Genomic DNA, 12,781 nt, shown 5'->3' with positions numbered 1-12,781 from the left:
TCTCTCGTCATCCCCGCGAAGGCGGGATCCAGCTTCTTCTTTCTTGTTGCCGCCGAGCAAGGCAGCTGGACCCCCGCTTTCGCGGGGGTGACGATTCAGAGCTAGATGGAAATTGCGCTGGGAATCTGCTGGCTGATGCAGTGAAAGCTGCCGCCGCCGGTCAGGATATGCCCGGCTTCCATGCCCATGATCTGCCGGTCGGGGAAGAGCGCTTCGAGCGTCGTTACTGCCGCGACATCGTGCGGCTGGCCGTAGAGCGGCACCACCACCGCGGCATTGCCGATATAGAAGTTCATGTAGCTCGCCGGGATGATCTCCTCATCCTCATTAAGCACCCGGCCGGGCGAGGGCATGTGGACGACGTCGACACCGAACGCCTGCGCGCGCGATGCCGCGTCCTGATAGACGCGCCAGTTGGGATCGTTTTCGGTCGGTTCGGGGATCAGCAGCCGGTTCGGCCCGACGAACCGCGCCAGATTGTCGACATGGCCGTCGGTGTGATCGTTGGCAAGCCCGTTGCCCAGCCACAGCACGCGATCGAACCCCAGGTCGCTGCGCAGTCGCGATTCGACATCCTGCTGCGACATGCCCGTGTTGCGATTGCGATTGAGCAGGCATTGCTCGGTGGTGACGACCAGTCCCGTGCCGTCGCCGTCGATCGCGCCGCCTTCGAGAATCCAGTCATGTTCGACCGGCACCAGCCCGCGCGCCGTGGCCAGCCGCGCGCCGACATCATCGTCGCCCGGCAGGTCATATTTGCCGCCCCAGCCGTTGAACTGGAAATCATGCGCGACACCGTCGCCATCGAGGATGCAGCCGGTGTCGCGAAGCCAGATGTCTCCGAACGGCGCGACGACGACTTCGGCGGCGTCGCCCGCATGATCGCGCGCGGCCTGCGCCGCATCTTCGTCGGCGGCGACCAGAATGACGCGCTCGCCCTTGCCTCCGGCATGCACCGCCCGGGCGAACGCCGTCACTTCGGCGCGCGCGGGATCGAGGTCTTCGAGCCAGAGTTCGGGATGGCTGGGAAAGCCGATCCAAACGGCGTCATGGCGCGCCCATTCGGGGGGGGGAGGCGTGGTCATGCCCGCTATCTAGTGTCGATATGGCCGCAGGGAAACGGCCATTTTCGCCGCCGCCCGTCGCCCCTGCGTAGGCAGGGGGTCATCTCTGTACCGTTGCGCCTGACGCTCTAACACAGGCGCCGCAGCTGCTGTGTCAGCCGGTCATATGCACTGCACACCGATAGGCCCTGCCTGCGCAGGGGCGACGGCGTTTTTTTTAAAGGGTTACTCCGCCTCCGCCCGGCTCTCGTCCCGAATCGCGCGGAATTCGTCGCCTTCGACCCAGTTGGGCCAGGCATCGGTTTCCGCCAGAGCGCGGCCGACGCGGTAATAGAGCGCTTCATTCTCCATGATGCCCGACCAGTCCCAGTCCTCCGAATATTCATCCTTGGGCCCGTGATAGCGATTGTCGGTATAATCCTGCGCAGCGGCGGCGCCGGCTTCCTCGCCGCCCTCGACCAGATCCTCGCCGCCCTCGAAATAGATCATCGGCACGCCATGCTTCGCGAAGCTGAAATGATCCGAACGGTAGTAATAGCCTTTCTCGGGCGTCGGCTCTGCCGAAGCGACGCGGCCCTGCGCGGCAAGCGCTTCCTCAAGATAGGAGTCGAGCTCCGACTTGCCCTTGCCGACCACCGTCACGTTGCGCGACGGGCCCATCGGCACCAGCGCGTCGATATTCACGCCGCCGACGGTCTGGGACAGCGGGAAGACCGGATTGTCGCCATAATAGGCCGATCCGAGCAGCCCCGATTCCTCGGCAGTCACTGCCAGGAACACCTGGCTGCGCGCCGCCGGCCCCGCTTCCTTGTTGGCCTGTGCCAGCGCGACGAGCGAGGCGACGCCGGTGGCGTTGTCGACCGCGCCGTTGCAGATATCGTCGCCGTCGGGCGCCGCTTCGCAATGGCCGAGATGATCCCAATGCGCGGTGTAGAGGACATATTCGTCGGGCCGCTCGCTGCCCGGCAATATGCCGATGACATTCTTCGAGCTGTGCTTGCGGATTTCATTGTCGAACGACACCGATGCCTGCACGCCCTCGAGCGGTACTGCCTCGAATCCAGGCTGCTTTGCCGCCTGCGCGAGTTCGTCGAAATTCAGCCCCGCGCCCGCGAACAGCTTCTTGGCATATTCGAGCTGGATCCAGCCGTCCGCCTTGCTCTGGTCCATATGGCCGTTTTCGGCGTCTGCCACCTGTTGCGGGCCCGACCAGCTCGACTGGACGACATTCCAGCCATAGGCGGCGGGTTCGGTCTGGTGGACGATGATCGCTGCCGCTGCGCCCTGCCGCGCGGCCTCTTCATATTTGTAGGTCCAGCGGCCGTAATAGGTCATTGCGCGGCCGTTGAAGGTGCCGTCCAGCCCTTGCGTTTCCCAGTCGGGATCGTTGACCAGGATGATGACGGTCTTGCCGGTCACATCGACGCCTTCATAATCGTTCCAGCCGCGCTCAGGCGCATTGATGCCGTATCCGACGAACACAACGTCGCTGTTCTCGATGTCGATGCGCGGCGTCACGCGATAGGTGCTCACCACCATGTCCGGCCCGTATTCGAGCGACAGATCCTCGCTGCCGCCGGTGAAGGTGAGCGGCGAGACGTTCTTCGCATTGATCTCGACCAGCGGGACGTCCTGAAACCAGCTGCCGTCATTGCCCGGCTGCAGCCCCGCCGCCTGAAACTGCTCGACCAGATAGGCGAGCGTCTTTTCCTCGCCAGCGCTGCCCGGCGCGCGGCCCTCGAAATCGTCCGAGGCGAGCGTGCGCGTCACGTCCTTCATCGTTTCGAGCGAGATGTCGGGAGCCGACGCCGTTTCCGGCTTGTCCCCGGCGGTGCAGGCCGCAAGCGGCAGCAACAGGGCGGCGATCATGGGGCGCATGCGAATACCTCAAGGAAATTGGGGGATGCGTCGATCATGGCAGCGCCGGGGCGGCACGACAAGGCGGGGCGGGGGAATGGCGGCAGGGAACCGTTTTCCGCGTTCGATCGATATCGGATCGCATGTGCGCAAGGGGAGCGGAAATGGCCGGAGACCGTGATGTTACGCGCAACGAGCGGCTGTCGCGTGTAGGCGGGATCGTCGCGCTGCTCGGCTGCGTGCTGGTGCTGGCTGCCGATTTGCTCGGCGTGACGCTGGCAAGCCGGATCGGCCCGGTCAGTGAAACGATCAGCAACGTCGCCGCAGGTCCCTATGACTGGATCGAGGATGCCGGGTTGTACGCCTTTGTCATCGCGGTGCTCGCCGTCGCCGCCGGGCTTTCCTTCTGGCGCGTCGACGGGTGGGACTGGGTCGTGGGGCAGGGGCTGCTGGTGCTGCTTGCGGCCGACGTGATCGCGATCGCCGCCTATGAAGCCTATAACCGGCCCGGCGGCGGGCCCGATCTGCATTTGTATTTCGTCGGCGTGCTCGGCGCGAGTTTTCCGCTGGCCGTATGGCTGACGTCGCGCGGGCTGACGGCGGGGAGCCGCCGCAAATGGTGGCTGCGCGGCTTCGCGGCGGTTTGGGGCCTCGCTGCGCCGTTCCTCTATGTCATGCCGACCGGGTGGGACGGCCTATACGAGCGCGTGCTGGCGCTGTGCATGCTCGGCTGGTTCGCGCTGGTCGGCTATCACCTCTGGCGCCACGCCGAGTGCGGCCGGCTTGGGGGTGGGCGGATTGCGTAACCACGAGTAATATTGCCCGTCATCCCTGCGAAGGCAGGGATCCATGTCTGTATCGTATCGCGATCTGCCGGACACATCGGGCTGCCCGCTTGTGTCGGCCGTTGCGCACGCACGACAGAGCGATAGGCCCCTGCCTTCGCAGGGGCGGCGGCAACAGCGCCTTCTAAGCGCTCTCGCGTTCCAGTTCGCGCCAACCGATGTCGCGGCGGCAGAAGCCGGTCGGGAAATCGACTGCGTCGACCCCGCGATAGGCGACCTGCTGCGCCGCGCGGATATCGTTGCCCATGCCGACGATATTGAGCACGCGCCCGCCATTGGCCTTGAGCGCGCCATCCTCTTCGATCGTTCCCGCATGGAAAACCAGAGCACCGGCATCCTGCGCGGCGTCGAGCCCCGAGATCGCGCCGCCCTTTTCGGGCGTGCCGGGATAGCCCTTCGCCGCAAGTACCACGCCCAGTGCGGCTTCGCTGACAAATTCAGGGGCGGGCGCATCGGCGAGCCTGCCTTCGTCGATCGCGACCATCAGCGCGAGCAAGTCGTTCTTGAGGCGCGGCATCAGCACCTGGCATTCGGGATCGCCGAAGCGGACGTTATATTCGATCAGCTTGGGCCCCTCGGCGGTCAGCATCAGCCCGGCATAGAGCACGCCGGAATAAGGCGTGCCCGCGCGCGCAAGCGCATCCACGGTCGGCTGTACGATCGTATCCAGCGCCTGTTTCTCGATCGCGGGCGTTAGCACCGGCGCGGGACTGTAGGCGCCCATGCCGCCGGTATTGGGGCCGGTATCGCCTTCGCCGACGCATTTGTGATCCTGCGCCGAACCGATCGGCAGGATCGTCTTGCCGTCGGTGAGGACGAACAGGCTCACTTCCTCGCCGGTCAGAAACTCCTCGATCACCGCGGTCGCGCCGTTGCTCGAAAAGATCGCGGCGATGGCTGCCTCGGCCTCCTCCCGCGTCTTGGCGACGGTCACGCCCTTGCCCGCGGCCAGCCCGTCCGCCTTCACCACCACCGGGACCCCGAACTCGTCGAGCGCGGCGCGCGCGCCGTCCTTCGAGGTGACATAGCTGTAGGCGGCAGTCGGGATCTTCTCGCGGCGGCACAGATCCTTGGTGAAGCCCTTTGATCCTTCGAGCTGGGCCGCATCGCGGCCGGGACCGAACACGCCGATCTTCATCGTCCGCAGATTGTCCGCGAGCCCTGCGACGAGCGGCGCTTCGGGACCGATCACGACGAAATTAACCGAATGGCGCAGGCAGAAATCGATGATCGAGCGCTGGTCCTCCGCGGCGATATCGGCCAGCTCCGCATGCTGCGCGATTCCCGGATTGCCCGGCGTTGCGTATAATTTGTCGAGCAGCGGCGATTGCGCCAGCTTCCATGCGAGCGCATGTTCGCGGCCTCCCGACCCGATCAGCAGGACGTTCATGCCCGATTCCCCATTCGATTCAGATTCGCAACGGCTGGTAGCCCAGCAGGCGCCCGGGGACAACGCCGCACCGTGGTCGGTCGGTGAAATTTCGTCGCGACTCAAGCGGTTGGTGGAAGGCGAGTTCGGCCACGTCCGTGTGCGCGGCGAGATTTCGGGATGGAAAAGAGCGGCTTCGGGCCATTGCTATCTCGCGCTCAAGGATGCCGATGCCGTGATCGACGGCGTCATCTGGCGCGGCGCGGCCAATGCCATCCCCTTTACCCCGCAGGACGGCGTCGAGGTGATCGCGACCGGAAAGCTCACCACCTATCCCGGCCGCTCGAAGTATCAGATCGTCATCGAGCGAATGGAGCTGGCGGGCGAAGGCGCGCTGATGGCGCTGTTCGAGAAGCTGAAGGCGCAGCTCGCGGCCGAGGGGTTGTTCGCGCAGGAGCGCAAGCAGAAGCTCCCCTATATGCCGCGCACGATCGGCGTGATCACCTCGCCCACCGGCGCGGTAATCCGCGACATTCTCCATCGGCTCGAGGATCGCTGTCCCTGCCATGTCCTGCTCTGGCCGGTGAAGGTGCAGGGGGAGGGCGCCGCCGCCGAAGTCGCCGCCGCGATTCGCGGGTTCGATGCGATGCCCGCCGACGGGCCGGTGGCGAAACCCGACCTGCTGATCGTCGCGCGCGGCGGCGGCTCGATCGAGGATCTCTGGGCGTTCAACGAGGAGCCGGTGGTGCGCGCGATCGCGCAGTGCCGCCTGCCGATCATCTCGGCGGTGGGGCATGAGACCGACACCAGCCTTTCCGACTATGCCGCCGACCTGCGCGCGCCGACGCCGACCGCCGCGGCGGAAATGGCAGTGCCGGTGCTCGCCGATCTCGCCAACAATCTCGCGACATTGGGCCTGCGCGCCGAACGCTGCGCGCGGCGCTATCACGAACGCGCGGGCGAGCGGCTCGCGGCGCTGGTGCGCGTGCTGCCCAAGCGCGATGCGCTGCTCGGGCCGCAGCGGCAGAAGCTCGACGATATCGGCGCGCGGCTCGATCGCGGGCTGGAGAACCGGCTGACGCGCGGGCGGCGCGATCTCGACCGCGTTTCGGGCGCGCTCCGCCCGGCGATGCTCACCCAGCGGCTCGCTGCCGCGCGCCAGCGGCTCGACGGCGTCGGGCGGCATCTCGATCTGGTCCACCCCAATCGTCCGCTCGAAAAAGGCTATGCCTGGGTCGAGGGGCGCGCCAGCGGCAAGGTGCTGCCCAATGCCGAGGCGGCGCGCGCCGCCGGGGCGCTCACCTTGCGCTTCATCGACGGAACGGTGGACGCGCGGGTTGAGCGATCGGGCGGCAAATCCTATCCTGTGGAAAAGCCGGAGCAGCCGACTCTGCTCTGACGCGTCCAGCCCGAACCCAAAAAGGAGGTCGCCAGCGATGCTGATGTCCAATTCCAGCCGCGCCGCGCGGCTCCACTATATGGCCAACGGATTCCGCGTGCTCTCGCCCGGCGATCATGTCGTCTGCGCCGTTTCGGGCGAGCGGATCGCGCTCGACGAACTGCGCTACTGGAGCGTCGAAAAGCAGGAGGCCTATGCCTCCGCCGACATGGCCGGAAAGGCGATGGGGCACTGATGATGGCGGGGGGAAAGCTGATCGCCGCCGCGCTCGCGCTGGTCGCGCTGACGACGTGCATGAAGGTGCCCGCCGCGGAGCCTGTGGCGCCTTCGCCACTGCCGACACCGACACCGAGCGAGGCGGCGCCGACACCTGCCGCAACGCAGCAGATCCAACCCCATTTCACGCTGACCGGCCCGATCACCCAGGGCGGCGCGCTGCTCGGCACCGCGCCCGAGGGCACGACCTTTCTCACCTTCGATGGCGAATCGATTCCGGTGGCGCCCGACGGCCGCTTCCTGATCGCCTTCGATCGCGATGCGGGCGACAGCGCGACACTGGTCGCGCGGCTGCGCGACGGACGCGAAATACGCAAGGAACTGACCGTCAGCCCGCGCGCCTGGCGGATCGAGCGAATCGATTCGCTGCGCCCGCGCTCGCAGGTTTCCGACGCATGGCGCCGCCGCCGCGCCGGCGAGATCGAACAGATCGTCGCCGCGCGCGCGATGCAGACCGGCGCGGAGGGCTGGCGCCAGGATTTCCTCTGGCCGGTGACGGGCCGGATTTCGGGGCTTTTCGGCGCGCAGCGCGTCTATGGCGGCGAACCGGCGTCCTATCACTCCGGCATCGACATCGCCCGCCCGAGCGGAACGCCTGTCCTCGCCCCGGCGGACGGCGTGGTGATTCTCGCCGCGGAGCAGCCCTTTTCGCTGGAAGGGCATTTGCTGATGCTTGATCACGGCATGGGGCTGAACAGCGCCTTCCTGCATTTGTCGCGAATCGATGTGAAAGTGGGCGAGCATATCCGGCGCGGTCAGCGGGTGGGGGCGATCGGCCAGAGCGGCTCTGCAACCGGCCCGCACCTTCACTGGAGCCTGAAATGGAATGACGCGCGGATCGATCCGCTGCTGATCGCCGGGCCCATGCCGGCTGCGCAATAAACCGGCAGCTTTTTTCGCAGCTGCACAAAAAACCGGCGTGCCTAGCCGGCATTCATAACAGCCGCGAGACGAAGTTGTGGCATTTTGGCTACACCTAACCCAAAAGGCGGCAACTGAACCTGAATGTCACCTTTACAGCGCGAAAGCGGGGCTTCATCCCTTCACCCCATGCCCCTCAGTGCGCGTTTCGCACGCTTTTCTGAGGGGCGGGCAAACTCCGGTCAGGGGCGCTCCTTTGCGGGTCGACCGGAATAGACGAGGGAAAACATCGTGAAGAACACTCTTCATACCAAACGCAAGTCGCTGCGCGCGGGGACGGCGCTTCGCGCGCTGGCGCTCATCGGCGCTGGCGCAGGTGCAGTCGCGGTCGCGGCTCCGGCTGCGGCTCAGGACTATACGACGGGTACGATCACCGGCACGGTGACCGATGAGGTCGGCTCGCCGATCTCGGGCGCGACCGTCACTGTCACCTCCACCGGCCAGGGTTTCACCCGCACCGCCACCACCGGCGCTTCGGGCACCTTCCGCTTCAACAGCCTGCCGACCGGCAGCTACGACGTCGTCGTCGTCGCCGAGGGTCTGCCGACCTATACGGCCACCGGCGTTCGCATCCTGTCGTCGCAGACCGCGGATATCGACGTCGCGCTCATCACCGGTTCGACCGACGAAATCGTCGTTTCGGGTGAAGCCGTCGCGGACTTCAGCGGCACCACCACCGGCCTCAACGTCGACGTTGCGGAACTGGTCAAGACCACGCCGATCGGCCGCGACCTCACCTCGGTCGTGCTGCTCGCGCCGGGTACGTCGCAGGGCGATGACGGCTTCGGCAACCTTTCGTCGATCGGCGGTTCGTCGGTCGCGGAAAACGCCTATTATCTCAACGGTCTGAACCTGACCAACTTCGACAACTATCTCGGCTCGACTCGCGTTCCGTTCGAGTTCTACCGTTCGGTCGAAGTCAAGTCGGGCGGCTATCCGGCCGAATTCGGTCGTGCCACCGGCGGTATCGTGAACGCCGTGTCGAAGTCGGGCTCGAACGACTTCATGGCGGCGATCCACCTGAACTGGGCGCCGGACTTCCTGCGTTCGCCGGGTAAGAACCTGACGAGCTGCGATTCGGCCGGCACCTGCATCAACACGACGAACCGCGCGTTCGACGAGTCGGACAGCTACTCGGCGATTCTCGAAGCCGGCGGCCCGATCATCAAGGATCGCCTGTTCGTCTATGGACTCGTCGAATTCCGCAGCACCGAAACGCTGACGGCCAGCCGCACCGGCGGTCTCGCCTTCGATCGTCGCAACAACGATCCGTTCTATGCGGTGAAGGTCGATGCCTATCCGATCGACGGCCAGCACCTCGAATTCACGCTGTTCGATACGCGCAACACCACGACCCGTCGTGACCTTGCCTATTCGGAACTGAACGGTGTCGGTTCGACCGGCCCGGTGCAGTCGCTGCAGGAATTCAACTATGGCGGCGTGAACTTCGTCGGCAAGTACACCGGCAACTTCACCGACTGGCTGACGGTTTCGGGCGCCTATGGTCGTTCGCGTGACCGTTTCGACAGCATCGGTCTCGATTCGGGTGCGCAGACGCCGTACTTCGTGAACTCTTCGGGCGTTGCGGTCGGCGGCACGCCGAACGGTGGTCTGCTTCTCAGCCAGGCCTCGTCCAGCCGCGCGTTCCCGTATCAGACCGAGCGTGAATTCTATCGCGCCGATGTCGACATCTTCGTCGAACTCTTCGGTCAGCATCACTTCCGCGGCGGCTTCGACGTCGAAGAGAACTCGCTGTCGCACTCCACCGTGCGTACCGGCGGCGACTATCTCTTCAATGCCGGCTTCCTCAGCTCGGCGGCGTACAACGCGAATACCGGTTCGGCCGGTGCCGCGTTGCTCCTGCGTCCGTCGGATGCGATCGGCGACATCGTTGAAGTCAACTACTTCAACAGCGGCGGTACGTTCGATGCGACCAACCGTGCCTTCTACATCCAGGACGAATGGAACATCACCGATCGTCTGACGGTGAACCTCGGCGTTCGCCAGGACGACTTCGCGGTCCGTTCGCCGGACGGTTCCGAGTTCATCTCGCTGCAGGACAACTGGGCACCGCGTCTCGGCTTCACCTATGATCTGTGGCCGGACAGCTCGGGCTCGCTCTACGGTGCCTATGGCGTCTATTACCTGCCGCTCGCCAGCAACACGGCATTCCGTACCGCCGGTTCGGAATACTATATCCGTGAACGTTACTATTATTCGGGCTTCGACTCGGATGGTCTGCCGATCCTGACCGGCGAAGTGCAGAACCAGGGCGCCTATCAGGACGCCTGCCCGTTCGGCCTGACCCCGCTCTCGAGCGGCAACTACTGTAACGTGACGGGCGACGGTTCGGTTGCGACGGTCAACACCTTCGTTTCGGGCAACCTCGAAGCGACGCAGGAAACCGAATGGATCGTCGGCTACGAGCATAACTTCGGTGGCTTCACCGCTGGCATCAGCTACACCCATCGTACGCTGGACCAGACGGCTGAAGACGTCGCGATCGACGCGGCTGTCATCGACTATTGCGACGACAACGGCATCGCCGGCTGTGACTCGATCTGGACCGGCTATCATCAGTATGTGCTGCTGAACCCGGGCGAAGATCTGACGATCGACCTGCTCGCGGACGGTACGCCGCTGGCGAACCAGACGGTTACGCTGACGGCGGAACAGCTGGGCTATCCGAAGGCCGAACGTACCTATGACGCAGTCGAACTCACCTTCGACCGCAAGTGGGACGGCAACTGGAACCTGGGCGGCAGCTACACCTGGTCGAAGAGCAAGGGTAACACCGAAGGCTTCGTTACCTCGGACTTCGAACAGACCGACGCCGGTCTGACGCAGGACTTCGACCAGCCGGGCTTCACGGAATATGCCTATGGCTATCTTCCGAACCACCGCATGCACCGCTTCAAGCTGTGGGGTGCGGTTGCCCTGTCCGATGCGTTCACCATCGGTACCAACATGAGCCTGTCGTCGCCGCGTAAGCTGAGCTGCATCGGCTATCACCCGACCGACGCCTTCGCGAACGGTTACGGTGCGGCTTCGCACTATTGCGGTGGCCAGCCTTCGCCGCGTGGCACGGCTCAGGAAAGCGACTGGATCGAAGAGGTTAACCTCTCTTTCCGTTACAACGTCGAAGTGCCCACCGGGCAGGTCGTGACGCTCCGTGCGGACGTCTTCAACCTGTTCAACTCGCAGGGCATCCAGCAGCGCGGTGAATTCGGCGATCTGGACGTCACGACCGGCCCGAACGGCCTGCCGGCGACGTACATCCCGAACCCGAACTATGGTAACCCGAGCGCCTACCAGTCGCCGCGTTACGTGCGTCTGGGTCTGGACGTCTCCTTCTAAGAGACGCTTCGGCTAACAAAGAGAGCGGGGTGGACTTCGGTCCGCCCCGCTTTTTTTGTGCCACCGCTAAGCCGCTAAGCCGCTAAGCCGCTAAGCCGCTAAGCCGCTAAGCCGCTAAGCCGAGCAGGCGGTTCGTTTCTGACCGATAATGTTGGAATCAGCTTGGCCCGCGACCGGACCAGCCGCGGTGGGGCGCGCTAACCGCCGTAGATCGTACGAAATGCCGCGAGCTGTTCGTCATACTGCTGCGACATGCCGATCCGCCCGGTACCGATCGCGCTGCGCACCTGCTGCACGCTTGCCGTGCGGACCGTGCGGCTGTTCCGATGCGGTTCGAGCATCGCGCTGTCCATCGACAGGCCGACATGCGCCGCCATGCGCGGAACCCATTGTTCGGGATCGCGCGCCAGCGCCTCATAGGACACGGTAAGGATCCGCTCGGGAAACAGCGCGCGCCAGTGCGCGTGCAGGCGGTCCTCGATCGCGAAGAGCCGTGCGATATCCTCGAGCGACCAGCTCCACGGCACCGGTTCGGTGAAATAGGTGGTGAAACAGCTGATCGCGCAATCTTCCGGGTCGCGGCGCATCCAGATCATCTTCGCCTCGGGCAGGCTGTGCAGCAACAGCCCGGCGATATGCGATTGCAGCAATGTCTTGTCGACGAACCGCCCGGAATCACCGAACAGCATCGTGCAAAGGCGCAGATAATCGTCAGCGATCGCGCCCCAGGGATCCTCGCTTGCGCTGCGCTGCTGATAGGCGAGCGCGGCCTCCAGCCCGGTGTCGCCGGCGGGCAGCAATGCCGCCCGGGCGAGGTTGATCTCGCCGCCGTCGCCGACATCGTCATGCGCCGTCAAAATCTGCTCGGCGAGTGTCGTACCCGATCGCGGCAGGCCGTTGACGAAAATGGCGCGGCGCGAGTCATTTTTTGACGGCGTCAGCCTTGCCAGTCCCTCGGCGGTATAGTCGCGGATGACGCGGTCGGCGACACTAGACAGGGCATCGGCGTCGAACCGCTCGCCTTGCCTTCGCAGTGCGGCGCCGTTGCTGAAACACGCGAAGGCGCGGTCATATTCGCCCTGATCCTGCAGCGCCTTGCCCAGCGCATAGTGCCAGCGCGCGGCGATCAGGGGCGGAGCCGAGCGCACATGCGGCGCCAGCGCCTCGATTGCAGCAAGATCGGAATCGCCGGGCGAAAATTTCCTGAGCATGGCAAGCGCGAACCAGCTTTCCACTTGCGCCGGGCCCGGGGAGCGGGCGATCGCATCGCGATATCCGGCGATGGCGGCGTCGAAATCGCCGCGTTGCTCAGTGATCGTCGCCTGGAAATGCAGCACCGCCGGATGTCTGCGCGCCGCTTCCGGCAGCGCGGAAATGCCTGATTCGACATCGTCCAGCCGCCCGTTGGCGGCCAGTTCGCGCCAATAGAACAGCTGTTTCTCAAGCGTGACCGGGGGCGTTTGCGCATATCGATGTGCCGCTTCGATCGCGATCTCGATCTCGCGGATGTTCGACGCCAACCGGGATATGCTTTTCCAGGCATCGCCGGTCCGCGGGCCATGCTGCAACTCGGCGTTCAGCAAGGCGACGGCTTCGTGCCGTTCGTGGCGCTTCAGCGCATCGACGGCCGCCAGAACGCGCGAAGTGTTTCTCGTTTCGGTCATGCCTACAGGCCTAGGCGCGGCAGCCGGAA

Annotated in this window: 9 protein-coding genes; 5 read left to right on the top strand and 4 right to left on the bottom strand. The window is 65.0% G+C overall.

What is annotated here, in order from left to right; translation table 11 throughout:
• Nucleotides 1-101: 101 nt before the first annotated feature.
• Nucleotides 102-1,085, bottom strand: a complete 984-nt coding sequence (locus G5C33_RS17655; protein WP_165328351.1) for an agmatine deiminase family protein — start codon at nt 1,083-1,085, stop codon at nt 102-104.
• Between the two features lie 204 nt (nt 1,086-1,289).
• The gene (locus tag G5C33_RS17650; RefSeq protein ID WP_407698052.1) at nt 1,290-2,942 is read right to left on the bottom strand and encodes a M28 family metallopeptidase; all 1,653 of its coding nucleotides are present in this window, start codon (nt 2,940-2,942) and stop codon (nt 1,290-1,292) included.
• A gap of 143 nt (nt 2,943-3,085) precedes the next feature.
• Here G5C33_RS17650 and G5C33_RS17645 point away from each other — a divergent pair, with 143 nt between their 5' ends.
• On the top strand, nt 3,086-3,727 hold the full coding sequence (locus tag G5C33_RS17645) for a DUF998 domain-containing protein (protein WP_228275115.1): 642 nt from the start codon (nt 3,086-3,088) through the stop codon (nt 3,725-3,727).
• 163 nt (nt 3,728-3,890) lie between these two features.
• Here G5C33_RS17645 and purD read toward each other — a convergent pair whose 3' ends face one another.
• A complete protein-coding gene (gene purD / locus G5C33_RS17640; RefSeq protein WP_165328349.1) occupies nt 3,891-5,156 on the bottom strand; it encodes a phosphoribosylamine--glycine ligase in 1,266 nt (421 codons plus the stop codon).
• Here purD and xseA point away from each other — a divergent pair.
• From xseA to G5C33_RS17620, 4 genes are all read left to right on the top strand, one after another.
• Nucleotides 5,155-6,534, top strand: coding sequence for an exodeoxyribonuclease VII large subunit (xseA, locus tag G5C33_RS17635; RefSeq protein WP_165328348.1), 1,380 nt, complete (start codon nt 5,155-5,157; stop codon nt 6,532-6,534). The genes purD and xseA overlap by 2 nt on opposite strands.
• A 37-nt stretch (nt 6,535-6,571) precedes the next feature.
• The gene (locus G5C33_RS17630; RefSeq protein WP_165328347.1) at nt 6,572-6,769 is read left to right on the top strand and encodes a DUF2093 domain-containing protein; all 198 of its coding nucleotides are present in this window, start codon (nt 6,572-6,574) and stop codon (nt 6,767-6,769) included.
• Nucleotides 6,769-7,692 carry a M23 family metallopeptidase gene (locus G5C33_RS17625; protein ID WP_228275114.1) on the top strand — a complete coding sequence of 308 codons (924 nt, stop codon included), beginning with the start codon at nt 6,769-6,771 and terminating at the stop codon, nt 7,690-7,692. The genes G5C33_RS17630 and G5C33_RS17625 overlap by 1 nt, the downstream gene beginning before the upstream one ends.
• Nucleotides 7,693-7,962: 270 nt before the next feature.
• The gene (locus tag G5C33_RS17620; protein WP_165328346.1) at nt 7,963-11,088 is read left to right on the top strand and encodes a TonB-dependent receptor; all 3,126 of its coding nucleotides are present in this window, start codon (nt 7,963-7,965) and stop codon (nt 11,086-11,088) included.
• Nucleotides 11,089-11,285: 197 nt separating this feature from the next.
• Here the strand turns inward: G5C33_RS17620 and G5C33_RS17615 are convergent, their stop codons facing one another.
• The gene (locus G5C33_RS17615; RefSeq protein WP_165328345.1) at nt 11,286-12,752 is read right to left on the bottom strand and encodes a tetratricopeptide repeat-containing sulfotransferase family protein; all 1,467 of its coding nucleotides are present in this window, start codon (nt 12,750-12,752) and stop codon (nt 11,286-11,288) included.
• Between the last annotated feature and the right edge of the window lie 29 nt (nt 12,753-12,781).

Source organism: Sphingosinithalassobacter tenebrarum (assembly GCF_011057975.1).
Taxonomy (GTDB): Bacteria; Pseudomonadota; Alphaproteobacteria; order Sphingomonadales; family Sphingomonadaceae; genus Sphingomonas; species Sphingomonas tenebrarum.
This window is presented reverse-complemented; position numbering and strand designations above follow the sequence as displayed.